The organism is Terrilactibacillus laevilacticus (assembly GCF_006517395.1).
In the GTDB taxonomy this organism is placed as follows: Bacteria; Bacillota; Bacilli; order Bacillales; family Sporolactobacillaceae; genus Terrilactibacillus; species Terrilactibacillus laevilacticus.
The window spans coordinates 126,031-150,910 of the sequence record NZ_VDCY01000004.1 but is presented as its reverse complement, the minus strand read 5'-3'; the positions used below and the strand labels follow the sequence as shown (position 1 = coordinate 150,910).

Genomic DNA, 24,880 nt, shown 5'->3' with positions numbered 1-24,880 from the left:
ATTATTTAAATAAAACTTGCCGATTGCGGGGCCTAAAGGCGCAGACAGAGGTCTAGAATGCATCACTACGGCTTCGTCTTCGCGACAACTCGATGCTTAATCGAAGAAGATTATGCTAGTTGTACTTACACTTTATACTTTAAATTTTTCTTTCTTAAAGTGTAAAAAAGAAGGGCCATATTTATTCATAAGACGTTCTCTTTTGAATCACAAAAATTGAATTAGCAACACAAATAGGGTACAGAATCGCAATGGTTCTCGTACCCTATTTTTTATTGATTAATCAAGGTTTTTAGAGAATTATCATAGTAAATCGCATACCGAATCGCAACAGAATTTTTGTAACGGGAATAAGTGTTCTTTTTTTGGTAAATACTATGCTAAAATAGGTGTGAATGACTATACCAAAACAGAAGGTTTGAACGACATAGCAAAGCCATTAGAGTTCATCATGCCAAAAAAATCCTTTTTCATACTTTAAATAAAAGTTAAAGTGCGTGTTCAAAAAGGGAGCGAATTAGAAGCAAGAAGATCAAGGCGGCGCCGTTTTGAGGACCGGAATGTAGGTTTTTGCTACATGAGGACCGGAAAAACAAGCCAACGCCGAGATTCGCCACTTATCATTTGTTGACTTTTTGAACAACCTCTTAAAGAACAGTTTCTTAAATAAAGGATAAAAATAAAAAAGCATGGTTGACTAAATAGGAAATTTACCATGCTTTTTCTAATGCTATTTACTATGATTTTTTCCAAATTGTGATTTCAAAAGGAACACCTAAATCATTAACCAAATCCTCTTTTATCTTTTTTATTGTTGTATTTGCCTTTTTAACGAAATGATTCGCTCTTTGGGAAGATGTGTTTTTTCTGCTATATAATCAATTTCCTTATGCTCTCTAAGAAGTTCAATTGCTTTAAATACATTATCCAACGCTTCTGCTTGACTTCTTTTCGTAATTTCTTCGTATAACGGTGTCATTTCAATCACCTCTAACATTTTATTGGTTTCGTCTTCCGATAAAAATTTATGCGAAATGGTTATAATAAATGAAAGAACCTTCGTTTGCATATCTTTATCTGGAATTTTACTTGCGATTTGAGCAGAATCCAAAACTCTTTCCGAACGTTTTACTTCTGTCTTCATTAGAGGCAATAAAATTAATTTCCCCATATCAGCATTTGATAAAGATTCTCCATTTTCTACCTTCATCCATAAATCTTTAACCAATGCATCCCCATCTTGATTACTTAGAAATATAAACTCTGGTTGGTAGAAAATAGAGCCATACGATTTTGATTCAATTGCATCTTTCACATCTGCTCCAAATACAATAACTGTCCGTACTGGTTTCTTATACCTATCATACAAAAGAGCATCATACTTCATAAATCGATCCAAGTCTTCACCTTTTGTTGTGGTTTGAAACTCTAAATGTAAATAGGTTTCATCTTCCAATAAACAAAGAAAATCGACTTCTAAATCACTCGTTTCAATCGAAATAATATTTGTAGGGATCATTCAATTACATTTGCTACATTTATTATACCCAATGCATTAAAAAAATCATCTTTAAACCATTCTGCAATATACTTAAAAGTCAGGTCATAGTTATTTCGATGAATTTTATGATTCCTCATACAACATCTATCCCCATTTTAACATATCTTCCCTTCCCGTTCCATTCACTTAAATACTTGATAATGTCTATCCTCCTTTTTCTGTATGGACAAGTTTCTGTATGGACAAGTTCCAATCCTGTTTTGTAATTAACTATATATTATAAGCGTGAGATATGAATACGAAAAGGAATTATTTCAAAAAGTTCGTTTTTTAGACTATGATTACTACCGCATATCCAAATAAGGATTATAAACAGTTAATCTCTGGATACACAAATATCAAAAATAAATGATGGATGTAAAGCAGGGGGAATTCATACGAATTCCCCTGCTTTTTTATATGTGATTCACTATGATATTACAGATTTTGCACTCCAAAAGAGAACGTCTTAATTTATTCAGGCACCTCCTTTATTTACTTACATTATTTTCTTGTATAAATGACTATTGCATCTCTTAAGAATTCGGCCGCACCTTTTCCACATTTGGTATCATAGTATTTCATAAAACGATCATCGTCGACATACATTTGGGCAAGACCTGCATGAGCTTCCTTCGAGTAGGCGTGCCACCAATACATCAGCCATTGTTTATGCATTTCTGCTATTTCTTGTGCTTCATCACTTGCTGGATCACCTGTCTCAATCGCTTTTTCTAACTTTGTTAATATAGCCTGACTTAAGCTTTCAACCTTTTGATATTCTTCTTGACTCATGCCTTTTAATTTCTGATTCGAACGGTTGATTATATCTGCGCCATATTTTTCGCGAATTTCCTCTCCGTACTTCTTTTCATTTTCTTCTATCATTTTATCTTTAAAACCTTCGAACTTTTCTTTATCTGTCATCGTTATCCGCCCTTTCTCTGAATCCATGGTTTTTTCCACATTTTCAATAAGTTTGTCAAGATGAGCTCTTTTCCTTAGAAGCTGAGTGTGATGTTCCTTTAATGTTTCATAACGATTAAAGTCTGGTGTCGATATCAGCTTTTGTATTGTTTCTAAGCCCAAGCCAAGTTCACGGTAGAAGAGAATATGCTGCAGCTTATTAACCTCTTCTTGACCATAAATCCGATATCCTGACGAATTCACTCTTGCCGGCTTTAAAAGATCAATTTCATCGTAATATCTAAGTGTTCTCCCGCTAACACCTGCCAATTGAGCTAACTTTTGAACCGTGTATTCCATATCACCCCTCCTGACAAAACTCATCTTACACCTTGACGTAACGTAAAGCTCAAGGGGTTACCTGAAAAAGATCAGAAAAAAGGATGTTTTTTCAATGCAGATTGCATTTTGCAAAACGTTCCACTTCTTTTTCGAATGTCAACTTTTTGATTTCTCATACTTATCAATCATCGCATGGTAGGTCAAAATTTTTTTATCCAAATGCTTAAGGTTTTCTTCTAGTTTCTTTTTCTCCTCTATTATGAATAAGCGATGTTGCTCTAGCATCGCTCGTCTCTCCTTCATGGTTGAATCACCTTCATATCTTAACCTAGCGTATTCTTTAATCTTTTTAATCGGCATGGCCGTTTCTTTTAATCTTAAAATAAAGGCGATCCACTCTCTATCTTTTTCTGTATAGGTTCGTCTGTTATGTTCATCCCTCTCTGGAATGATTAATCCTTCTTTTTCATAGTAGCGCAGTGTATCAATGCTCAAGTTCACTATTTCAGCAAAAGTTCCGATGGAATAACTCATCTTATCACTCCATTTTATGGTTGACATGGAGTTAACTCCAGCCATTATGATCATTTTATAAGAAAAATGGGAGGTCATCAATATGGAAAAAAATCGCTATGAGTTAGGGTTAGAAAAACTAGGAGAAGTTGATGGAGACCAAGGAGATAAAGTGATTGAATCGTTAAAAGACATTGCTCCAGATCTCGGTAAATTCATTATTGAATTTGCATTCGGTGATATTTACACACGTCCTGCATTAGATCTACAAGAACGCGAACTCGTGACGCTTAGCTGCTTGACAACCCTTGGAGCAACAGAAAAACAACTGACGGTTCACATTAATGGGGCACTCAATGTCGGTATAGGGCAGGAGAAAATTATTGAGACATTCATTCAATGCATCCCTTATGTTGGATTTCCAAGAGTCTTGAATGCTGTATTTGTAGCGAAAGAGGTTTTTCAATCAAGATCATTTTGAGCAAAAAAAGAATTTCTTGAGCCATATTTTATTGGCTAAGAAATTCTTTTTTATGCCGGTCCAGTTTTTTATTGTCTGACTCACATAGGCTTAGATCTTTCCATAAATCTTCCTCTAAATCCATTATAAATTAAGGCTATACCTAAACTAATGATTAGATACAAAAGTAAAATGAGCACATCTTGAACAACAATATGTGCCACCACACCTCCTACTGATTCCCGAACCATGCTGATCGCATAGGTGAAAGGCAAAAATGGACTTAGTGTTTGAAAGAAGGACGGTGTCATACTGACTGGAAAGGTTCCGCTCGATGCCGATATTTGTAGGACAAGGATAATAACCGATAGTCCTTTTCCGATATTTCCAAATAATGAACATAACGTATAGGTGATCGTAATAAATACCAAACTGCTGAGAAGGCAAAGCAAAAAGAATAAACCTTTATTGACAATGTAGGTTTTGATTAAATAGATATCTCCTAAAGACACAACAGCTGCTTGGGCTAAACCCATACTTAAGAATGATAGAAGTCGTCCTAAGTACTTTTGCCTAGGTGTATACAAATGTTTTTGATCCTCCACCCTCGTTGGTAAAGACGAAATTAATAATGTCGCCCCAACCCAAAATGCAAGTACCGTATAAAAAGGGGACATAGCCGAACCATAATTAGGAATAGGGAATACCCTCTCCGTTTTCAAGGTAATCGGATTCGATAAGAATTCACTGTGTGATTGGGGATCATGCATGAGCATATTAATGGCGTCATTCAAATTCATATTATTAGAAAATTGGTTGATTTTATTAGATGCTGTGTGAACGTCTTTTTCAAATGTTGGCAAGTCATTTCTTGCAAAATTGGCTGCTCTTTTGATCACCTGTTCCACTTGTGGAAGCTTTGTTCGAACCAAATCTGATGCTCTTCGTACATCCTGTTCGAGCTTTGGTAAATCGTTTCTTACAAAATTGGCCGCACGATGTATTTTCTGTTCCACCGTAGGAAGATCCTGACTCATAAATTGTGAAGTTGATTGAAGCATACTTGCAGCCTTTGTAAGTCGTTGGTCTAATCCTTGACTAACCGCTTGAATTTCATTTCTGATATCTTGTAATTCTGTGTATTGACTTTCTAGTTCCTGTTGATTTCCTGTTATTTCTTGATTCGATGCTGTTATTTGTTGTAAACGACGAATTTCATCATTCAGTGCTTCCGAAATTTCAGACAAATTACTACTAACTTGATGATTGACTAAGCCAGCTGCACGATCCATACGATCCACTTTGTTTTGAATCGCCATAATTTGATCTCCAGCTTCATTTATTAAAGGTAATTTATCTTCAACTTTTAAAATCGTATCTCCTGCTCTATCAATGTCTGATAGTCGATTTTCTAATAAGATGACCTTTTGACCTTTCGCCTTGATTTCAGGTAATTTTTTTTCTAACAAAATAGCCTCTTGCCCCATTTTTCTAATTTGAGGAAGAGCATCTTCCAATTGATTAATTTGGTTTTTAGTATGTAAAAACAAAGGCATATCTTGCTTTAATTCAAGCCCAACTTTGTTGAATTCCGTAAACAAGGCTTTTCCCACTGTCTTGATAAATGCTTGTCTAATTTCTGTCGTAATTGTCGTAGCGCCTGAAGTAGCCACTTTAGGTGCTACCGAATTGATTTTTTCATTCACCGAAAATTTGAGTTCTGGTTTTTTTGGATGATCCTTAAGAATACTCGAGATATCTGTTGAGAAATTTTTTGGAATGAGGATGCTTGCATAATATGACCCTTCTTTAAGACCGTCTTCCCCCGTTTCACGATCTACAAATTCCCAGCCAAGATTGTGGTTATGTTTTAACTTATCGATGATTTCATCACCAACGTGGATGGTCTTGCCTTGAATCTTTGCCCCTTGATCTTCATTTATCACAGCTACTTTTATCCCAGATGTATGACTATAAGGATCCCATAAGGCTTTTATATTAATCCAGGCATAGGCGGATGGAAGAAAGATTAGCCCAAGGACCAAAACTAAGATCGAGGGTGTGCGACACATTTTTATCCAATCTAATTGATAGATATGTAAAATCTTGCTCATGATTTTCTCCTAACATAATTTTAGACAGTGTCTATCCTTATTGTTAGGATTTGTTGATCAGGTGGAAAAAATACAATTTAGCTGATCTTTGGTAGATGAGCTATTTTTGACTTCCTTTATTATGAATTTATCGATTGTCCACCTTAAACATGGAGAATTTGACCTGTGATATCTTTTTATTGGAGTGGATGAGTGGCATTAAATAAATGTTGCCCATCCAGTTTATTCCCATAACCCAAGATTTCAACTTGAGGATCATCAACTAATAGTCTGTTTCTATCAATCCCATCAAAAGGTACAAAAGCATTCAATCTAACTTCTTCCCCTGGCTTAATATTTAATTCATTTCCTTTAGCTAATATCTTAAATTCATTACCTTTTTGTCCACCCTTAATTTTTATAGGGAATGAAACAAAAACATCATTTTGCTTTAAAGTGAAATGACTACCATTAATTAAATTTATCATATATCTTATACCATCTTTAGAAGTTTGTTTTTGATCTAATTTCAGTTTAACTTTCTTAGCCTCATTAAGATTAAAATCAGAAGTCTTTTCATTTGAACACCCAGTTAAAATAATTACAAATACCCCTAAAAACAACATAAATTTTTTCAATATTCCGTCCCCCTTTCTATTGTGTAATAGTTTAACATTAACCACCAAGAAGGGGAAAGTGATCTATGATTAGTGAAACGATGATTCTAAAATTAATTGAATAACAAAAGACCATTCAATCATACTATTCGTCATCCGACTGGATCCTCAGATTGACTCCCTCGTCAAGGGTGTTGGAGGATGTATTCACTTAGATGGCTTAAGTGTTAAGTAAAATAACAATAAATAAAGAATCAAAACAAAAAAGCAATGTAACATTTTTCGTGTTAAGTCTTATTCTTTCTAAGGTTTGTTCCAGAAGAATACGGATAAAGCAGGTAGGATAACTGCAAAAAAAACGACAATAGCATTTCCAATTTATCCTATTATTCTGAGTGCGTAATTGCTTAAGATAGATGTAATCATAACCATAAAAGATAAAATAACTGCGATTAAATAAATGACTCGATCAGAAAAAAGATCGCCAGCATGGCTAAAAAACCACATCAAATAAAGCACAAGAGATATTACAAAGGGAGTTATGGATATAACACCAAAAATCTTTCGCATGTTCATCCCTCCTCTGTAAAGTTAAATACGGCACAAAAAGTAAATTCATTTTAAGAATAAAGTCTAGAATGTTAATTTTATTTTATTTCAATCCACATATTGAGTTTTAACAATAAAGGAGCCTAATTTATTTTTTATTGCTTCATTATTCACTATATGGGAAATTTCTTCTTTTTCTTGATCACTTATCTTTTGATCTTTTTTGATCATAATAGTGATTAGTTTTTTATCAACGCCAATTTCTATGGCTGCCGCTCCAGTAGATCGATATCCGTTTGCTTTTAATTCTTTAGTCACTTTATCGACAAACTTTGATTTGCCTATCATTTTTGACATGGCTGTTACATACTGTTCTTCTTCATGTGTTATGACATTGGGTTTATCTTTATCATTTGTATCTTTCGCAGAAACAGGCTTGTGTAATTGAGAATAAAAACGAGCTATTGATAGACTAATAACACAAACTAAGATAATAGTCGATAGGGTGATTAGATTTCTTTTCATATTACTCTCCCTCATACTTAATAATTCCCATATAAAGCATGTATACTATGTCAAAGACACATTAGAACTAAATATATTGAAGTTCTTATCTCACTAGTAATGAACTGGACAAAAAGTTAATGAACTTATTAAATATCATTGGTTAACTTAATTCGGCTTTGACCATATTAATAGTCAGTTGATCTGTGTTTATTTAATCAGTAAAAATGTCATTTAAATCACTAATCTCTAACTTTATATCAATGAAAGTACTGTAAAGAGTTAAAAGTACTTAACGTTATCGGATATTTTTTAACGCTCTTTGTTTAATACCAACCATCCTTTAAATATTGAGTTGTTTTTAAGATTAAAATAATACTTGTGAATCTGACGAATTCTTGAGTGTTAACCTCCTTGAATCGATATAGTCGGAAGTAAGTCTTAAGAAATTTTTCTGCCCCTTTAATGCCACCTCTATTTTCAAATAGTTTCCATAACATTGCACTTGATTTTTTCTGATAAAATGAAAGCGCCTTGGAAGCTTCTTTAGAGATTTCCTGACATTCCTGTTCATCCGTTCCAAATACACGAATGGCTGTCTGTCCACTCTTAATAGTGGTATATTGTGGCTTTTTTAGAAATGCAACAAATATTTCTTTAACATTATTAATAGAATATGAACCTTTATGTTGACTTGGAAATTGATCATTTTAGTAGAAGCGATGGTATATGTTTTGGGAATATCATAAGTCACATGAATGCCCTCACTTTCCTTTTATGATAAAAGAATCCATATCCTTCTAAAAAAATTAATTCATCCCAGAATAATGAAAAGGATCAGGATGATTTATATTAAGTTCATTATCCACTAATCACGTAATATACGCATTAAATCATAATTACGGTATTTTTTATTTCTTAATGTTTCAGAGTCAGTGAATAGCAATTTTTTATCTACTAACGATTTTAATGCCTTTCTTGTCGTATTCGGAGATAATCTCGCCGCAACAGCTGCTTTTGATGTAGTAGTGAAAGGATTTGAAAAGGTATAAAGCCAGACCTTTGCTTCAGAATCGGTACCGCACAATCCCAAACCTTTGTGAGCAAGAACTTCAGCATCTGATAATTTTTTTATTAATCTATCCGACATGCGATCACTTGCATTTAAAAAGAATAAGATCCAATCTCCCCAATTTGGGTTCTTTCCTCGAACGGCATTCAACATTTCATAGTATCTAGGTCTTTCTTTTTCTAATTCTTCACTTACAAAGAAAATAGGTTGAGAAATAACCTTTGACTGCATTAAGTGTAATACAATTAAGATACGCCCTAACCTTCCATTGCCATCTAAAAACGGATGTATTGACTCAAATTGCGCATGCAATATCGCCGTTTTTATTAATTCATTCGCATGTTCATCAAAAATAAATTGTTGTTCGTCTCGTTGATTTATTGATAAATTTACACCATATGGATGTCCATTAATAAAATACTCCAAGTTCTCCATATATTCATTAATTTTTTCAGCTGTAATAGGGATATACGATGCATCTTCTATTTTATTTGTTGGACCGATAAAGTTCTGTATTTTTCTAAATTCTCCTGAAGCTTGAGTAGAACCTCTGGCACCTTCCATTAATAACTGATGTAGCTCTTTTATTAACCGAGTCGATATAGGATATCCGTTACGAATCCTCTCAAAACCAGTCATTAGCGCATGTTGATAATTACTAACCTTTTTGATTTCCGATCTTGGGTTCTTATTATCTTTTTCTTCAATCATATCTGTAAAAGTTACTTGAGTTCCTTCGATTCTTGTTGATTCAACAGATTCACTCAGTGATAATATTTGTACAAGTGCATCACTAACAACCGAATGTTTAAAATCCGACTCAAGTCTTCCAATCTTATTACTAATTTGAGGTAATAGTTGCAGGATGGTTAAGGCACTGGGAATATCAACTGAAACAGGTAATTTCGCTAATCCTTGTCTCGCCATAATTAACATCCCTTTCTTCATTATTTTCCTTAACTACATCCTTTTTTATCAATAAACGCAAAATATTAATAAAACTGCGTTTATAAAAAATGACACGATACTGTTTGACAGGGGATTATACCTATATCTAACGTTAATGTTCTAGGCGGATTTTGGCGAAGCGGCACCTAAACTAAGTTAAACCGAAATATAGACCATCCGACTATATTACCCCATTCTCTATAATGGAAAGTCCAGGTTTGTCACAATTAATTTCAGTTAAAGCACCATATGGAAGTATACATTTTGGTTCATTATGACCAAAACTCGCATTATAGAGAATAGGCAAATCTTCTCTACCAAATTCTTTTACAACTTGCAGAATCACTCGTTTATATTCTTCATAATATTTATTCTCCTGCGGTTTTCCGAAAATAATGCCATTAATTCTCTCAAGTATACCCATAATCCCATAACTTCTTAGGCTTGTTTCAACCATCCAAACAGGAGGAAATTCCTCTGACGTTTCAAGAAATAAGATGGAGTCATCAAAACAATGTAACTCGGGGAATAAAGGGGTCCCTTTCATCATATCTATTACTTCAAGATAACCACCGATTAATCGTCCAGAAACTGTTTTTTGACCTTGCAGGAGTTCATATCCTGTATTTTTGATAAAATTTCTCGTCACGTTTTTATTTTCTATCGTCCATTCTAATCTTTCGCCTGTCCACGTATTTGATGTTTGAATCTCACCAATCGTTTGATTTTGAAATAATACTTTTTTGATCCATTCAATAGAATATTCCGGCATGGAAACATTTTCAGCGAAGTCAGTCAGAACAGACGCGCCGTAGAAGCTTGATATCCCCGCCTTTAAACACATAAAATGAGTCACCGTACTGTCTGAATATCTCATGAAAATTTTAGGATTATCACGGATCAGATCAAAATCAATATATGGTAACATTCTGATACTATCGATTCCCCCAATACAGGCAATAATCCCTTTAATCGAAGGGTCAGCGAATGCTTGCATTAAATCTTCTGCCCTTTTTTCAGGATGCTTATAAATATAATCAGAGCCTTTTAATGTATGTTTCATTTCAACAACTTCAAGACCAAATAATTCTTTAAGCCGTTCCTTGCCTTGTTCATAGCGCCAGAGTAAATCTTTGTCTCCTGCACCACCCCAAGAAAGACTAACAGTAGCGATTTTATCCCCTCTATTTAACTTTTCAGGTTTAATAAGATTTAGCATCTTTAATCCTCCTAGCAAAATTTGAAGACTATTTTCACTTGAATGTTACCTGTTTTTATCTAGTAGATTTGTTTCGCATCTTTTGGTAAATCCTTAATATGTTTTATAAATGCGAAACTTTTCTCGGCTTTTTCATCTGTTTATGATTTATTCCTTCTAATCCAACCATAATCCCATCATGATAGAATCATAGTAAACACCATCGATAAAGAGATCTTTTGTAATTAATCCCTCTTCTACAAAACCAAAAGTGTAGTATAAATGAATCGCTTTTGTGTTATCACTCCGCACGAGTAAGTTGATTTTTTTTATTACACCTTCATCTTTGGCTAATTTTATAATCTCTTGCATTAATGTTTTACCAACATGCTTCCCCCAGTAGTCTTTCTGAACACTGATTCCAAATTCAGCAGTATGAAAATTTCTTGGCTTTAAACCGCCCGTAAGATTGGAACATCCAATAATTATACCGTCCGTTTCAGCAACTAAATATATCGAGTTTTTTTGTTTTTTATGATCTTCTAGAAAGGCTTCTTCTTGTTTAACAGTAACATGAAATTCACCTTCTCCAAATGAAAGATAATCAGACTCCGCTGCAATGGTCTCAAGATATTCAATTATTTTCCTGGCATCCTCTTTAACTGCTTGTCTTATGACAATATTACCTTTTATTTCCATATTTGAACCACATTTATGAAAAAAACTACTACGATACCAAATTTAAAATAATTTACAGAAGGGGCATTTTATTAAAATTACGAAATGAATAAAAAAAGCTTACTTCAATGGCGGCGCAACAAGTTCAATCTTCATTCGATCTGGATCCTCAAAATAAACTGCATAATAATCGTCTCCTCCAGCAAATGGATGCTTGTCCATATAAAGAATTTTCACCCTTCGTTTTATTAACTCGTTCGTAATCTCGTCAACCTCTTGACGAGAATCAGCGTGAAAAGCTAAATGATTAAGTCCAGTCCCGCATCTATGATAGGGATGATTAAGATATTTTTCCCGAGTTTGAACAAAGACAATATATGTATCACCTAGTCTATAACTCTTCCCCTCAGTCCATTCTTGAAAAGGCTCATAACCTAACTTCTCTAAAAACCATCCCCAGAAATGAATGGAATGAGATAAATTAGAAACGTTGAATTCGATATGATGAATAAGTCCGCTCATTATGTATCACTCCGATGATTCAATTTATAAATCATTTCAAACTCCTCACAAACCACTAACATATCTTCCGAAAAAGCTTTATTTATCTCTTTTAATTCATTTTCAAAAAACTGAATATGTACTTTCCTCCAGTACTCTAATGATCGATCACCTTCACCTTCTTTAAAAGCAAAGTCACTCGTAACTTCATAAAAAGGTAAAACATCAACTTGTTTGGTTTGTATGATACATTTTGCATCACCCTTGGAATTTGTAATGATGCCTATATCACCTTTTTCCGGAAGTTTTTCATTTTCAATCTCATACAAATAGTATAGAGAGGTGGTTGCTGTTTTTTTCTCTTTTAAAACAAGATCAGCCAATTCATCAGCTTGAGTACCGAAACTCCAAACATCGTATGACCTTTTCGTTTGTATGTTTTTATTCATTAATTTTAAATAATTTGACCACATGTCTTCAGGTGTCATAAAAATCCATCCTTTGATTAGTTTTCTGCTCTATTATGAGCTACAGCGATTTGTTATGTAATCTATTGATAACCATAAAAAATATATTATAGTAAAAGATACAGATTTGATTTAGATGTATTGTATGAATTACTTAAAAAGCCATCGAATCCTTTAATATACTCATAAAAAAAAATCACAAAAAAGAGGTTATTAGCTTGATAGAAGTAGTGTTTCTTTATCTTATCATTTTGAATATTATTGGCTTATTTGTCATGTATCTAGATAAATACAAAGCCAAACATAGACAGTATCGAATTAGTGAATCAAAGTTGTGGCTAGTAGCTTTCTTTGGTGGAGCTCTCGGTTCAACCTTAGGTATGCACTTATTCAGGCATAAAACAAAACATATTCATTTTAAATTAGGATTCCCAACCTTAGCGATTCTTCAAATTGCGATTGTTTTTTTCCTATTTTTACGCTGAAATAGGTTATTGTTTTTAAGAAGGGAATCTACAAAAGTTCGTACTCCATGATTTGCTTTCTTAAATCTGTTTCGCTAGTTTTAGATAATGAGCGAAACCCTAACTTATTTAAGAATATTAATTCAGAGGAAGAAGTTTGAATACCGGCACGCATCGTCCTAATTCCCTGTGTCCTTAGATAATTTGCGAAACATGTAAAGACCTCTTTACCTAGCCCATTTCGCTGATAATCTTTGTGAATTAATCGTAAACCTAACCAGAATGATTATCTGTTAGATTTTTCTCAAGATAGTCCATCATGCCAACCGGCGTCCCGCTATCTTCTAAAGTAATACCAAGGATATGTCTTCCAGTTTCATCTGTGCCATTAACCAGTCTCTTGGAAACATATCCATGTCATAGTAATCGTGATCCTTCACGTCTAAGAAAGAAATCAGTGTTAGAAATATACACCTCAAAAAAAGAATCTAAAAATTATTCCTCGAGTTCTGAAATTTTTAACCTATCGCTCTTAAATTCAATCATTGTTTGTCCCTGGATTCACTTTGGCTTTAATCCGTTTACTACTTTATCTAACACTTTTTTTACATATTGATCAGTTTCTATAGATACAGAATCCAGCATTCTCCCTTGAACCAAAACAAAGGTCATTAATGTCGAAAGAAACATGGAAGATGAAAGAGCTAAATCCTGCTTATCAATTGGAACTCGAATCATTTTTTGAAGCAAATCACTCGCAAAGTCCCGCATCGATATAAGAGCTTTCCCTAATTCATCACTTATGTCATGATTGGTTATCATTTCAGGAGACCAAACAAATAAAAGAAATTTTTTATTGCTGGAAAGAAAATTGACATATATCTCACCAAAAGTCTTCAATGCTTGATAGGGTTCCCATTCACCTAATGTTTTCATTTCCTCTTGAATGGATCCAACAAAAGAATATCTCTGCGTGAGTTGCCGTAATAATGTATTTTTATCTTTAAAGTGATAAAAGATGAGTCCTTCTGCTACGCCACTTCGATTAGCAATTTCTTTTGTTGTTGTAGCAGAAAAACCTTTCTCACAAAATAGTTCTAAAGCACTTTCTAAAATTAATTCTTTCTTTGTCGGCATAATTTAAAAACTCCTCGGTACAATTAATCATACATTTCAAATCATGTAACTTAACTGGTACTTAATCTTTTTCTAGTTGTTTACCTAAGAATAATCCGAGTTGATTTAAAAATAAAGTTAATACAACCCCGACAGGCACACTAATTAAAATCATCATCCAATTGATTAAACCCATTTGAAGAACATAAGAAAAAAAATAGATACAAAAAGGGATTAACAAAATAATAGCCGTTAAAACCCCTGGGGTATAGCCTTTTAACACGATAGCCTGAGCGAGATGAGTAAAACTATGCAAGAAAAGAATAGAGACAACGGAAAGAATACCCACAATCGACCATTCATACTCTTGGCCCCATAAAGCAAGAAATACCATGAAAAGAATTCCAATATACTCAACCAGTACAGCCACTGAAAATCCCGCAGTATGTCTTGGAAATACACGATTAAAATATCCGTGAAATCTTTTTGGTAAAACACTTAGAATTCTTTTTTCATTTTTATTGAGCCATTTCTCTACAACAATAATTTCTTCAAAATCATGAATGATAAAAACACTTAATACAAGCCAAATCAACGACGAAAAATCCATCAGAAGACCTCCTCAAACTTTTCTTTTTGGTTCTTGCTCAATTTCATGAATTTATCTTTTTGAGTAAACACTCAAATCGAGTATATACTCAAAACCTTGGATTGATCAATAATTATTTCTCATGATTTTTCTATACGTCATGAAAAGGAAAATCATCCAAAACGTCGAAAGTTATAGCTAAAGGAAAACAGAATAAATGACTGTGAATCATCACAATATTAGTTATGATGATTTTTATAGTTGGTGTTTCAAAACTTGGAGGAATAAATGTCACAGGAAAATAAAGAACTCACTATAAGACCTATCGTTGAATCAGATTTACAAAGACTATGGGAGTTAATCATTCTATCCATAAACAAAAAGGAAAGAGGTGCAGAAATATAATTCCGTACCTCTTTCCTTTTGAAAATAAATAATCCTTCACTTCTCAGGCCTTTTGATTTGCAATCTCCTTCTTCAAATCCTTCATTCGTTTTTTTCCCCATTCAAACATCATTTCTACAATAGGGAGAATGGTCATACCTAACTCAGTCATGGAATACTCCACTCTCGGCGGAACTTCTGGGTAGACTTCTCGATGAACGATGCCATCTTCCATCAGTTCACGCAATTGATTGGTTAACATTTTATGGGAGATCTTTGGAAAAAGTCTTTGGAGATCACTAAATCGATGAGGACCTTCCACACCTAAATGCCAAAGAATGACGACTTTCCATTTTCCACTTAAGATCGATAATGTTAGTTCTTTTTCACAATTAAAATCGCCATTGATGATTTTCTCTTTAATTTCTTTACGAAGTGTATCTGTCAAAACGCCCACCTCCTTCTTTCAAAAGTTACTCTTTGGTAACCACCTTACAAAAAAGTGCATTCTTCACAGAACGATAAACCAAGAGTAAACTTAGTTGTGTGATGAAAATAAAAAATATCCAGGAGGTTATATTGATATGAGTAAAAAAGCATTACTAATTATCCCCCCAGAACGATTTAACGAAGATGAATTATTCAAACCAAAAGCAGCTTTAGAAGAAGCTGGCATTGATGTAACAATTGCTAGTACGAAAACAGGTGAAATCACCGGAGATTTCGAAGGAAAAGCAACGGCAGAAGTTGTTTTTACTGAAGTTAATCCAAGTGATTTCGATGTTATTTCAGTCATTGGTGGATCCGGTACAAACGATTACCTTTGGGGAAATGAAGAATTACTCAGCTTAATCAAAAAAGCATATGATCAAAAAATTCTTGTTTCTGGCATCTGTGCAGGATCTGTTACCGTTGCTAAAACTGGGCTTCTCGCTGATCGAGATGCAACATGCTACCCAGTTGACGTTCAAATTGATCAACTCAAAGCAAATAACGTCAAATATGTTGGCGGTCATGTTGTAGCTGCAGAAGATATCATCACAGGCGACGGCCCTGATGGTGCTGAAGAATTCGGTAAAAGTCTCGTTAAAGCTTTAAACTAAATCTAATCCTTTACTTAAGAGTCTTAGAATTTCTAGGGCTCTTTTATTATAATCGATTGAAATCTAGCTTACAAAAAAGGGGCTTGGTGGTATGTGTCAAGTTTTTTTGATGTTGTTTTAGTACCAATATTTATAGCACTCTTTTTTTGTACATTTTTTCTACCGCGCGTTAGCTGGCTATACCTGGTATTTCGTTCTCACGTTCTAAACCTGGAGCCTGCAACGAAATACCAGGTTATCTGAGATTTGTGCAATTCCGCCTTGAGGTGGTTCAATCCATGCATAAGTCGTGCAATCTCATGTCAGAGTTGTGTAATTAACGTTGTATTAATCTATGTTTGAACTTATTTTAGCTGCTTTTCATTATTTGAGGAACTTCGGCGCCGAATTGAGCCACTTCTGGATTAATTGAGGAACTTCGGCGCCGAATTGAGCCACTTCTGAATTAATTGAGGAACTTCGGCGCCGAATTGAGCCACTTCTGAATTAATTGAGGAACTTCGACGTCGAATTGAGCTACTTCTATATTTATTGAGGAACTCTGGCGTCGAATTGAGCTACTTCTGGATTAATTGAGGAACTCCGGTGTCGAATTGAGCTACTTCTATATTTATTGAGGAACTTCGGCGTCGAATTGAGCCACTTCTGGATTAATTGAGGAACTCCGGTGTCGAATTGAGCTACTTCTATATTTATTGAGGAACTCTGGCGCCGAATTGAGCCACTTCTGAATTAATTGAGGAACTTCGGTGTCGAATTGAGCCACTTCTGAATTAATTGAGGAACTTCGGTGTCGAATTGAGCTACATCTAGATTAATTGAGGGACTCCGGTGTCGAATTGAGCTACTTCTGGATTAATTGAGGAACTTCGGCATCGAATTGAGCTACTTCTGGATTAATTGAGGAACTCCGGTGTCGAATTGAGCTACTTCTATATTTATTGAGGAACTCTGGCGTCGAATTGAGCCACTTCTGGATTAATTGAGGAACTCCGGTGTTCTTTATTATTCCGTTCCATGGAAATCCCTTTTTCTAAAATGTACTAGCCTGCCAGTATACATTTATGATAGAGTGCCTTTTCTTTTTTGGCTAGGCAATAGCTGCTTCATATACCCTCGACAAATATTTGCTCGTTTATACTCATTACCTTGAGGTGGGGATCTTCATTCCCGTTAATAAGAGATAAAAATTCAAGTATAAAAAAGTAAAAAAAAATGAGTCATACTCTAAATCACTAAAGTTTCTCAGTTTTCTTTTATCTCTTAATCTTTATATCTAATTTTCAAATACATCCCATACGGTAATGATCCCCAATAACTCTTCCACTGGATCACCATGCTCCGTGATAAGTAAAGCATTTATGTAGTTATGGTTATGCCTTGTCGTTAACAGTTCAGAAGCAGAATAGACATCCATATCTTGATCAATAAAAAGATAATTAATCTTTCCCTGTTCGACAACCAGAATATCCTTTAATGTCGTCTCACTCATTGAGATGATATCCTCATGCACATTTTGAGAAAGCCATATGGCAATCCCGCTATCTGTGACCATCCCTTTAAACTCCTGCTGATCATAAACAGGAAATTGAGTAAACCCTGTTTCTCGTATCGTTTCAAGCATCAAAGCCAGTGAGTCATTGACATCAAAGGTCGTTACCGGCCATTGAAACTTTGGAATCACTTTTGGCGGTGAGATAAGTTCTGAGGCTACTCTTTTAATGTGAAAATAAAGATCTTCAATAGATTCAGCTGAGACTTCTTTTATATCTATTTTCCCTATATTAATGGCATTATAAATCTTTGAAAAATATAAAAGATCACTTTCAAAATATTTGATAACAGCATTAATTTGTTTTTTAGCCCGAATGGTTTCTGCAAAGGTTGGGTAATTTGGATCCTTAATGTAAGATTCAATTTGTTTAAATTGTTGGTTAAAATCTCTAGTTGTAATGGTCATATTAGGAATCCTCCTTTAACCTGCTAATCTAGTGCAAGCCAAATCACACTTACCAGGTAGGAATTATTATAAACGATAGTTTAAGAACGTGTCAATTTACTTTCAAATACTTCTAATAATCAATATAATCAATTTATTAAAGAAAACTTACCGATTGCGGGGCCTATAAGGCGCAAACAGAGGCTTAGAATGTGTCACTGCGGCTTCGCCTTCTTGGCAATTCGATGCTTAATCGAAGAAGATGATGCAAGTTGCACTTATACTTTATACCTTGAATTTTTTATACTTTCTTAAAGTGTAAAAAAGTCAAAAAGTGAAAGATTCGATATATTCGATTTCAAAAAATAACATACATAGATGTATAAACTTTATATTTTGCATATAGATATTAGAGAAAAACTTCATCCTAATTTTCTTAATTTTCTCGTTAGGTTGACTTTTATTTTTCGAGGTGTTAGACTCAGTTCAACCCAATTTTATAAGAACTTACGCGATGACAAGGAATAGTACATTTCCGGGTAGAATCTAAGAGAGCTGCTGTTTGGTGTAAAGCAGCATTCCAAGGAAATCGAACTCGCCTTTGAGTGGCTTACTGAAATAATGATTAGTAGGTAATGCTGGCGGTCAGCCAATATCCTGACGAGATATTCTGATATCTCACTAAGTGATTCTTATCGTTAACGATAAGGATAATTAGAGTGGTACCACGGAAGTTAATCCAACCTTTCGTCTCTTAAAATTAATTAAGAGGTGGGAGGTTTTTTATATTTCTAAATCTAAATACACGACCTTGATAAATAAAAAATAGAAGGTGGCGTTTTACATGAACTATCAAAAATATAAACCTTACAAAAAAATCAAAAAGGTAAACCGCAAATGGCCTGATAATGAAATTACAAAGGCGCCGATATGGTGCAGTGTGGATCTAAGAGATGGTAACCAAGCTTTAGAAACACCCATGAACCTTGAGCAGAAAATTAATTTTTTTAACTACTTAGTGAAATTAGGTTTTAAGGAAATTGAAGTGGGCTTCCCTGCTGCTTCTGATACAGAATACACATTCACAAGAACCTTAATTGACAATCATATGATACCTAAAGATGTGACTATTCAAGTCTTGACTCAGCTTAGAACACATATCCTAGATCGTACCTTCGCAAGTCTAGAAGGTGTGCATAAAGCGATCGTTCATCTCTATAATTCAGTTTCTACCATTCAACGTGACGTTGTCTTCCGAAAAAGTAAAGAAGAAATAAAAGCACTTGCTGTCGATGGTGCTAGACAGGCAAAGAAACTAGCCAAAAAATATGGTGAAGAACGTTTCATCTTCGAGTATAGCCCGGAAAGTTTTCCAGGAGCCGAAGTCGATTATGTTGTAGAGGTTTGTAATGCCGTTCTCGATGAACTCAAACCTGCATCTGAAAATAAAGTCATTATTAATCTACCAAATACCGTTGAATTATGCACGGCTAACGTCTTTGCCGATCTTGTTGAATACATTTGTGAGAATCTAAAATATAGAGAAAATGTCATTGTTAGCCTTCATTCGCACAACGACCGTGGAACAGGCATTGCGGCTTCAGAACTTGGCTTAATGGCAGGTGCCGATCGAATCGAAGGTACATTATTTGGTAATGGAGAACGAACAGGTAATATGGATATTGTGAATTTTGCTTTAAACCTACTTACACAGGGTGTGGATCCAAAGCTTAATTTTAGCGACATGGATGAAATGATCAAAGTCTATGAAGAATCAACGAAGATGAGTATTCACCCAAGACACCCCTATGCAGGAAAATTAGTTTTTACCGCTTTCTCAGGCTCACACCAAGATGCGATTAACAAAGGCATGGCCCATATGGAAAAAGAAAACCTTGATTATTGGGATGTCCCATATTTACCAATTGATCCGAAAGATGTTGGACGAAATTACGATGCTATTATCCGAATTAACAGTCAATCTGGTAAAGGCGGCGTTAGCTACATTTTGAAAACTCACTATGACCTTCATCTTCCAAAAGCCATGCAGCAAGACTTTGGACCAATTATTACACAGATTTCTGATCAAGCGAGTAAAGAACTTACACCTAAAGAGATCTATGAAGCTTTCATTAGTGAGTATGTGAACATTGAGTCACCTCTTCAATTGATAAACTATGTCGAACAAGTCGATGATAACCATCAATCTACTGTCCGCGCTAACTTAATCTCTGAAGGTGAAAAAGTGGCTATTTCAGGACATGGAAATGGTGTCATAGATGCCTTCTGTAAAGGTTTGAGTGACTTAGTTGAACAAAAAATTGATATTGCTAGCTACAGTGAACATGCACTAGAAAATGGTTCAACATCAAAAGCGATAACCTATATCCAAATCCATACAGAACAAGGTGACTATTCTTATGGATCTGGTATATCACCGAGTGTTACCCGATCATCTTTGCAAGCCATTGTAAGTGCTACAAATCGTGTTTTAAAAAAAGTGGTTGTAATGCAATAAAAAGATAAAAGTTTCCGTTTTTGTTCATAATTTTCCAAAATAAAAAGGAGATGGATTGTAATGATAGAAATCAAATGTCCACATTGTGAAGTAGTAGGAAAAGAGCATATCGTATCAACGGAAAGCGTAGAAAAAAGTAAAAACGGAGATCCTTGGTTTCACATTGCTTATTGTGATAAGTGCGGTCATGTCTATGGAACATTTACAAAAACTGTTAAACGTCCTACTCAAAATTTATATCCGATATTCTAATTTAAAAAGGGTTTATGCTTTTTATCCCACATTAACGGCTAGAAAACTCCCACCTCAAGGTAATCCAATGTAAACGAGCATTCCTAGGTGTAATAACAGCCCGTAAAAGCCCGATTGATTTAGGCTGACAATCAGTGGGGGATGAAGAAACACCCCACTGATTGAAGTTTCAAATTATTAAATCAAGGAAGGTTTTTTGAAATTTATATTGTAAAACATTCTTTATGGCTAAAAGAAAAGGATAGATGAACAGGGAGCATTCCTTCTACATCTATCCTTTTTTTGTACGTCATATGGATGCACTATTTGACTTTACAACACTAAAATCCCATATCTTTCTTCAACTAGAGCCGCTGTTTGTAGAAGCAGCTCCCTTTTAATTAGCGATGATTTTACCCTAGTATAATAACTAATACTAGGAGGATAATCTTTAAATTGATATGCTTTCATTTCATCTAAAGTACGATCTTGAAATTCTAAAGTAGTTAATAGTGCCTTTTCAGCAACCTTTTTAAATTTGGAGAAGGGGCTTTTTTATACCGTCATTTATACCTTTCAGAGTTATCATTGATTCCATATGATATATCGATTGATTAAAAAAGGGGGTGTATATAGATGGGTTTTCAAAATAACACCAACTCCTATGGAGGAGGATATAATAACAACTCATTCGCTTTAATCGTTGTTTTATTTATCTTGTTAATCATTGTCGGTGCCTTCTACTGCTACTAATCTTTAAATCAACCTATCCCCTCAAAAAAGCCAAGTTCTTGTCATCACCTTTTGGGGTACCAGCCATTGGTACCCCTTTCCTTTATCCGCTAATTCAAGAATCACCATTGCCATGGGAACTTCATAAAATACTCAAAAAATGGAGTTGAACAAAATGGTGCAATGGATTGATGTATCAACATCAAAACATAAATTAAAACTTTTTGATGATGACACTTTAATTAAAGAGTATCCTATTGCCGTTGGAAAAATATTAACACCAACGCCTGTTGGGACTTATACCATTATCAATAAACAACCTAACCCCGGTGGGCCATATGGAGCATTTTGGATGGGATTATCAAAACCCCATTACGGTATTCATGGAACAAATAATCCAGCTTCAATCGGTAAGGATGTCTCTCTTGGTTGTATTAGAATGTATAATCAAGATGTTTTAGAATTATCGACTAGAGTTCCCATTGGAACTAAAGTTAAAATCCATAAATGATGACTTTGGTGAAATTTCTTCCCTCGCTGTGATGGAGTACAACCTTAAATCTAAAAAAACAAATATGTAGTAAAAGCACTCATTTTTACTCACTTCTCTATTATTCTGCTTCTACTGAAAAAAGGTATAGGAACACTCGTTTAAGCCATTTAGCTTCAAGTTCAATGTTTTCTTTTTTCGATGGTAACGTTAACTTGTTTTGTTGGGTGATCTTGTTATGAAGTGAAGTACATCTGTAGATGGTTTATTATATATAAATGATAGATGAAACATTTAATTGGAATAATGTGGGCATTCGGTTATCTAGTACTCTGGTGTAAATTCACCAATTATTATCTAGACATTCATTCAATGTATAGTTTGACGCCATTTGGATCTACGGTCTTTTTCAATTTTATATTACTAATGATAGCTCGTAATATTGTTGTTTTGTTCCCAACTGTTGAAATGATCTGGGGGATATCTTCTTCGAATAGATTCATTAGTAATTTCGAAAGACCATCTGATTTAGTACTTATTTCCAACTTGTTTATTTTAGTAAGGCTGTTTTCTGATTCTACGGCATCGTGATGAGTTTGAAGTTCAATTCGGAAACCAAAAGGAGTTCCGATAAAAGTTCTTCTTTCATTCACTTGTACATTTAAATTCATTTTCCGTGCCTTGTTAAGGATCTTTTGATTATCCTCATCTGAAACGAAAAAGCCAATATGGTCAAACATGATTTTCTTTCCATAACCAAAGGTAATATTAATTGCGCCCTTTTTCATTTCAATAATCCGAAAAATAATCTTCTTATTTCTAAACTCCTCCCAGTCTTGAGGGGGATTAAATGTTTGAAAATCGCCTTGATATTTCCCAATTCTTTGATAAACATAAACACCATTAGCTTTATAAAACTCTTCGGTTTCTTCAACAAAAGGTGTCCAAAAATGATAATGAAATAACATTTCAAAAACCGCCCTTTTTATTTATCATACTTTAACCATGCGGAATATTGAAATAACTTGCTTAACGAAATCGGTCCACTCTTTATATACAATGTTATACGGAATACGGATTCACTTACAAATCAATACATAGATGTTATACTACTAATCATTTCTTTTTCGCGTAATCTTTCACGTTCTTTTGAAATAAAGCACTGATACAAAATAGAAATCCAATGACTAATGTGATAAGACTATAATGAAATTTGTCGTTAATCATATAAGCAATCGAACTTGCAATAAAGATAACTGATGTAATTGCCTTAAAGGTTCTTTTTTGATTGGGAGACATTTCTTCTCACTCCATTCTTCGTCTATAACGAGATAGTCATTCTATTAATAGACTTATTTTACCATATGTATACTTGGTTCTATTTATTAGATTGTGACAGTTTCGTGGAGTAAACTTGTCTTCTTTTTGAAATTTAAGGACGATTTTCAATACTTTATGTTGATTGTATACTACATGTCTGAATTGCACTACTTCATCATTGAATTGCACTACTTATCATGGAATTGCACTACCTCATCACTGAATTGCACTACCTCGTCACTGAATTGCACCACTTATCATTGATTTGCACTACCTCGTCACTGAATTGCACCACTTATCATTGATTTGCACTACCTCATCATTGATTTGCACTACCTCGTCACTGAATTGCACCACTTATCATTGATTTGCACTACCTCGTCACTGAATTGCACCACTTATCATTGATTTGCACTACCCCATCATTGATTTGCACTACCTCATCATTGATTTGCACTACTTCATCACTGAATTGCACTACTTCACAAAACCCACTTTTGCTCATCCGCATACCCGTCCTAATTAAGTCATCAGTGAGGAGCTTTACTAGCCGTTAAGGCGGGATAAAACAAAAACTGTGCACCCACTATAAAGGTACACAGATCTACTTTTATTATTTTTGCAATTCTACATCAGAGAAGTCAAAGTCGTCGTCAGTTAATGGTTCAATGTTCAATGGTACAACATAATCCCCTTTAGTTGAGAAGAAATCATGATTGACCGTACTTGTATCAATTCCATTTAATACGATCTGGCTGACTGGATCATGTTCATAACGATCATCTTTTCCAAGGTTTTGTAATGCTCTGTTGGCATTATATTTAACATAATCATATACATCTTTTTCTAGATTAATTTTTTTATAGATTTTTTCTGTATATGTTTTTTCAAGTTCAAGCAGTTGATCGAGTAGCTTGTAAGTTTCTTCATCCGCTTGTTCTTGTTCAGCTACAGTTAAGTCTTCGTTGTATAGGCGCTGGGCCACCATTCCTGTGAAACTTCCGTGGATCGATTCATCTTGAATGATTTTGCGAATGATTTCTCCACTTGCAATCATGCGGCCTTGTCCTGATAGATAAACTGGGTAGAAGAAGCCGCTGTAGAATGAGAAACTTTCAAGAAAGACAGAAGCGACCATAGCCATATAACGATCAAATGAAGTAACTTTAGGAGCTAAAAGTTTATGATACCAATAAGAAATGAGACGATATTTCTCTTGGAGTTCCGGCTGCTTATCCACCCATTCGCCTAGATAATAGTCCGTTTTATTCGATGGAATCAGAGTTGAGAAAATATGTGAATAACTTTTAGCGTGAACATGTTCCATCATGGCCATCCATGAAAAAACAGCTTGTTCGTGCATATTATCGTGGTGGTAACCAATTAAAGGCATCCCTTCATCGCCTTGTTCACGGTCAAGACCTGTTAACCCGGACAGCACTTCAACATAAGTGGTTTGTTCATCTTCAAGCATGTTATCCCAATCAGATAAATCGCGGGATACTTTGAACGCTTCTTCTGTCCAGAATTGATTTAAGTTTTGCTTCCAGTAAATTTTTGCGACTTGATTCGCATTTGTATTCCAATTAATGGCTTTCATCTATAG

Annotated in this window: 26 protein-coding genes and 1 other annotated feature; of the genes, 7 read left to right on the top strand and 19 right to left on the bottom strand. The window is 34.5% G+C overall.

The features are described 5' to 3' along the window. Positions 1–808 precede the first annotated feature (808 nt). The 3 genes from FG390_RS07100 to FG390_RS07090 all read right to left on the bottom strand — a co-directional run bounded on the left by FG390_RS07100 (position 809) and on the right by FG390_RS07090 (position 3,349). Positions 809–1,519 (bottom strand): RpnC/YadD family protein, encoded by a 711-nt coding sequence (locus FG390_RS07100; RefSeq protein WP_141190343.1) that lies wholly within the window; start codon positions 1,517–1,519, stop codon positions 809–811. A gap of 525 nt (positions 1,520–2,044) precedes the next feature. Then, on the bottom strand, positions 2,045–2,806 hold the full coding sequence (locus FG390_RS07095; protein WP_141190342.1) for a MerR family transcriptional regulator: 762 nt from the start codon (positions 2,804–2,806) through the stop codon (positions 2,045–2,047). 138 nt (positions 2,807–2,944) lie between these two features. Next, positions 2,945–3,349: a MerR family transcriptional regulator gene (locus FG390_RS07090; RefSeq protein ID WP_246092700.1), complete on the bottom strand. Its 405-nt coding sequence runs from the start codon at positions 3,347–3,349 to the stop codon at positions 2,945–2,947. Between the two features lie 55 nt (positions 3,350–3,404). On the opposite strand from FG390_RS07090, the gene FG390_RS07085 reads away from it, so the two are divergent. Next, complete coding sequence (locus FG390_RS07085) at positions 3,405–3,782, top strand: carboxymuconolactone decarboxylase family protein (protein WP_141190341.1); 378 nt, start codon at positions 3,405–3,407, stop codon at positions 3,780–3,782. Positions 3,783–3,862: 80 nt separating this feature from the next. Here FG390_RS07085 and FG390_RS07080 read toward each other — a convergent pair whose 3' ends face one another. The 9 genes from FG390_RS07080 to FG390_RS07040 form a co-directional block, all read right to left on the bottom strand. Continuing rightward, complete coding sequence (locus FG390_RS07080; protein ID WP_141190340.1) at positions 3,863–5,875, bottom strand: YhgE/Pip domain-containing protein; 2,013 nt, start codon at positions 5,873–5,875, stop codon at positions 3,863–3,865. Positions 5,876–6,051: 176 nt separating this feature from the next. After that, positions 6,052–6,492: a hypothetical protein gene (locus FG390_RS07075; protein WP_141190339.1), complete on the bottom strand. Its 441-nt coding sequence runs from the start codon at positions 6,490–6,492 to the stop codon at positions 6,052–6,054. 357 nt (positions 6,493–6,849) lie between these two features. Then, positions 6,850–7,041: a hypothetical protein gene (locus FG390_RS07070; RefSeq protein WP_141190338.1), complete on the bottom strand. Its 192-nt coding sequence runs from the start codon at positions 7,039–7,041 to the stop codon at positions 6,850–6,852. Positions 7,042–7,128: 87 nt separating this feature from the next. Next, positions 7,129–7,545, bottom strand: a complete 417-nt coding sequence (locus FG390_RS07065) for a hypothetical protein (RefSeq protein WP_141190337.1) — start codon at positions 7,543–7,545, stop codon at positions 7,129–7,131. 847 nt (positions 7,546–8,392) lie between these two features. After that, a complete protein-coding gene (locus FG390_RS07060) occupies positions 8,393–9,523 on the bottom strand; it encodes a Fic family protein (protein ID WP_141190336.1) in 1,131 nt (376 codons plus the stop codon). A gap of 202 nt (positions 9,524–9,725) precedes the next feature. Then, positions 9,726–10,763, bottom strand: a complete 1,038-nt coding sequence (locus tag FG390_RS07055; protein ID WP_141190335.1) for a S66 family peptidase — start codon at positions 10,761–10,763, stop codon at positions 9,726–9,728. A gap of 156 nt (positions 10,764–10,919) precedes the next feature. Next, positions 10,920–11,441, bottom strand: a complete 522-nt coding sequence (locus FG390_RS07050; RefSeq protein ID WP_141190334.1) for a GNAT family N-acetyltransferase — start codon at positions 11,439–11,441, stop codon at positions 10,920–10,922. 99 nt (positions 11,442–11,540) lie between these two features. Next, positions 11,541–11,945 carry a VOC family protein gene (locus FG390_RS07045; protein ID WP_141190333.1) on the bottom strand — a complete coding sequence of 135 codons (405 nt, stop codon included), beginning with the start codon at positions 11,943–11,945 and terminating at the stop codon, positions 11,541–11,543. Beyond that, positions 11,942–12,409: an ASCH domain-containing protein gene (locus FG390_RS07040; RefSeq protein WP_141190332.1), complete on the bottom strand. Its 468-nt coding sequence runs from the start codon at positions 12,407–12,409 to the stop codon at positions 11,942–11,944. Before FG390_RS07040 ends, FG390_RS07045 begins: the two co-directional genes overlap by 4 nt. Before the next feature lie 197 nt (positions 12,410–12,606). Between FG390_RS07040 and FG390_RS07035 the strand changes: the two genes are divergently transcribed. Further along, positions 12,607–12,873 (top strand): DUF1294 domain-containing protein, encoded by a 267-nt coding sequence (locus FG390_RS07035; RefSeq protein WP_141190331.1) that lies wholly within the window; start codon positions 12,607–12,609, stop codon positions 12,871–12,873. 540 nt (positions 12,874–13,413) lie between these two features. Here FG390_RS07035 and FG390_RS07025 read toward each other — a convergent pair. The 3 genes from FG390_RS07025 to FG390_RS07015 all read right to left on the bottom strand — a co-directional run bounded on the left by FG390_RS07025 (position 13,414) and on the right by FG390_RS07015 (position 15,389). Continuing rightward, positions 13,414–13,989, bottom strand: coding sequence for a TetR/AcrR family transcriptional regulator (locus tag FG390_RS07025; protein ID WP_141190330.1), 576 nt, complete (start codon positions 13,987–13,989; stop codon positions 13,414–13,416). A gap of 61 nt (positions 13,990–14,050) precedes the next feature. Beyond that, positions 14,051–14,578: an HXXEE domain-containing protein gene (locus FG390_RS07020; protein WP_141190329.1), complete on the bottom strand. Its 528-nt coding sequence runs from the start codon at positions 14,576–14,578 to the stop codon at positions 14,051–14,053. 427 nt (positions 14,579–15,005) lie between these two features. Beyond that, entirely contained in the window at positions 15,006–15,389 is a 384-nt protein-coding gene (locus FG390_RS07015; protein WP_141190328.1) for a winged helix-turn-helix transcriptional regulator, read from the bottom strand. Between the two features lie 136 nt (positions 15,390–15,525). Between FG390_RS07015 and FG390_RS07010 the strand changes: the two genes are divergently transcribed. Next, positions 15,526–16,044: a DJ-1/PfpI family protein gene (locus tag FG390_RS07010; RefSeq protein WP_141190327.1), complete on the top strand. Its 519-nt coding sequence runs from the start codon at positions 15,526–15,528 to the stop codon at positions 16,042–16,044. A 1,276-nt stretch (positions 16,045–17,320) separates the two neighbouring features. On the opposite strand, the gene FG390_RS07005 is transcribed toward FG390_RS07010, so the two are convergent. Then, entirely contained in the window at positions 17,321–18,004 is a 684-nt protein-coding gene (locus tag FG390_RS07005; protein ID WP_141190326.1) for a CBS domain-containing protein, read from the bottom strand. A 484-nt stretch (positions 18,005–18,488) separates the two neighbouring features. Next, positions 18,489–18,741 (top strand) — a binding site (T-box leader). Between the two features lie 86 nt (positions 18,742–18,827). Between FG390_RS07005 and leuA the strand changes: the two genes are divergently transcribed. The 4 genes from leuA to FG390_RS06985 all read left to right on the top strand — a co-directional run bounded on the left by leuA (position 18,828) and on the right by FG390_RS06985 (position 21,975). After that, entirely contained in the window at positions 18,828–20,501 is a 1,674-nt protein-coding gene (gene leuA, locus FG390_RS07000) for a 2-isopropylmalate synthase (RefSeq protein WP_141190325.1), read from the top strand. A 60-nt stretch (positions 20,502–20,561) separates the two neighbouring features. Next, positions 20,562–20,753, top strand: coding sequence for a transcriptional regulator (locus FG390_RS06995; RefSeq protein ID WP_141190324.1), 192 nt, complete (start codon positions 20,562–20,564; stop codon positions 20,751–20,753). Between the two features lie 615 nt (positions 20,754–21,368). Next, a complete protein-coding gene (locus FG390_RS06990) occupies positions 21,369–21,485 on the top strand; it encodes a YjcZ family sporulation protein (RefSeq protein ID WP_141190323.1) in 117 nt (38 codons plus the stop codon). A gap of 154 nt (positions 21,486–21,639) precedes the next feature. After that, positions 21,640–21,975, top strand: a complete 336-nt coding sequence (locus FG390_RS06985) for a L,D-transpeptidase (RefSeq protein ID WP_141190322.1) — start codon at positions 21,640–21,642, stop codon at positions 21,973–21,975. 344 nt (positions 21,976–22,319) lie between these two features. Here the strand turns inward: FG390_RS06985 and FG390_RS06980 are convergent, their stop codons facing one another. The 3 genes from FG390_RS06980 to nrdF form a co-directional block, all read right to left on the bottom strand. Next, a complete protein-coding gene (locus tag FG390_RS06980) occupies positions 22,320–22,922 on the bottom strand; it encodes a hypothetical protein (protein ID WP_141190321.1) in 603 nt (200 codons plus the stop codon). Positions 22,923–23,070: 148 nt separating this feature from the next. Beyond that, positions 23,071–23,253 (bottom strand): hypothetical protein, encoded by a 183-nt coding sequence (locus tag FG390_RS06975; RefSeq protein WP_141190320.1) that lies wholly within the window; start codon positions 23,251–23,253, stop codon positions 23,071–23,073. A 634-nt stretch (positions 23,254–23,887) separates the two neighbouring features. After that, entirely contained in the window at positions 23,888–24,874 is a 987-nt protein-coding gene (gene nrdF, locus FG390_RS06970) for a class 1b ribonucleoside-diphosphate reductase subunit beta (protein WP_141190319.1), read from the bottom strand. Between the last annotated feature and the right edge of the window lie 6 nt (positions 24,875–24,880).

Bases quoted from the DNA above. Each gene is read 5' to 3' on its own strand.
- FG390_RS06995 (WP_141190324.1), top strand. From the start codon at position 20,562: ATGATAGAAATCAAATGTCCACATTGTGAAGTAGTAGGAAAAGAGCAT.
- FG390_RS07050 (WP_141190334.1), bottom strand. From the start codon at position 11,441: ATGGAAATAAAAGGTAATATTGTCATAAGACAAGCAGTTAAAGAGGAT.
- FG390_RS07080 (WP_141190340.1), bottom strand. From the start codon at position 5,875: ATGAGCAAGATTTTACATATCTATCAATTAGATTGGATAAAAATGTGT.
- FG390_RS06990 (WP_141190323.1), top strand. From the start codon at position 21,369: ATGGGTTTTCAAAATAACACCAACTCCTATGGAGGAGGATATAATAAC.
- FG390_RS07085 (WP_141190341.1), top strand. From the start codon at position 3,405: ATGGAAAAAAATCGCTATGAGTTAGGGTTAGAAAAACTAGGAGAAGTT.
- FG390_RS07090 (WP_246092700.1), bottom strand. From the start codon at position 3,349: ATGTCAACCATAAAATGGAGTGATAAGATGAGTTATTCCATCGGAACT.
- FG390_RS07010 (WP_141190327.1), top strand. From the start codon at position 15,526: ATGAGTAAAAAAGCATTACTAATTATCCCCCCAGAACGATTTAACGAA.
- FG390_RS07100 (WP_141190343.1), bottom strand. From the start codon at position 1,519: ATGATCCCTACAAATATTATTTCGATTGAAACGAGTGATTTAGAAGTC.
- FG390_RS07060 (WP_141190336.1), bottom strand. From the start codon at position 9,523: ATGGCGAGACAAGGATTAGCGAAATTACCTGTTTCAGTTGATATTCCC.
- FG390_RS07095 (WP_141190342.1), bottom strand. From the start codon at position 2,806: ATGGAATACACGGTTCAAAAGTTAGCTCAATTGGCAGGTGTTAGCGGG.
- FG390_RS07020 (WP_141190329.1), bottom strand. From the start codon at position 14,578: ATGGATTTTTCGTCGTTGATTTGGCTTGTATTAAGTGTTTTTATCATT.
- FG390_RS06980 (WP_141190321.1), bottom strand. From the start codon at position 22,922: ATGTTATTTCATTATCATTTTTGGACACCTTTTGTTGAAGAAACCGAA.
- FG390_RS07025 (WP_141190330.1), bottom strand. From the start codon at position 13,989: ATGCCGACAAAGAAAGAATTAATTTTAGAAAGTGCTTTAGAACTATTT.
- FG390_RS07070 (WP_141190338.1), bottom strand. From the start codon at position 7,041: ATGCGAAAGATTTTTGGTGTTATATCCATAACTCCCTTTGTAATATCT.
- leuA (WP_141190325.1), top strand. From the start codon at position 18,828: ATGAACTATCAAAAATATAAACCTTACAAAAAAATCAAAAAGGTAAAC.
- FG390_RS06975 (WP_141190320.1), bottom strand. From the start codon at position 23,253: ATGTCTCCCAATCAAAAAAGAACCTTTAAGGCAATTACATCAGTTATC.
- FG390_RS06985 (WP_141190322.1), top strand. From the start codon at position 21,640: ATGGTGCAATGGATTGATGTATCAACATCAAAACATAAATTAAAACTT.
- FG390_RS07005 (WP_141190326.1), bottom strand. From the start codon at position 18,004: ATGACCATTACAACTAGAGATTTTAACCAACAATTTAAACAAATTGAA.
- FG390_RS07040 (WP_141190332.1), bottom strand. From the start codon at position 12,409: ATGACACCTGAAGACATGTGGTCAAATTATTTAAAATTAATGAATAAA.
- nrdF (WP_141190319.1), bottom strand. From the start codon at position 24,874: ATGAAAGCCATTAATTGGAATACAAATGCGAATCAAGTCGCAAAAATT.
- FG390_RS07055 (WP_141190335.1), bottom strand. From the start codon at position 10,763: ATGCTAAATCTTATTAAACCTGAAAAGTTAAATAGAGGGGATAAAATC.
- FG390_RS07065 (WP_141190337.1), bottom strand. From the start codon at position 7,545: ATGAAAAGAAATCTAATCACCCTATCGACTATTATCTTAGTTTGTGTT.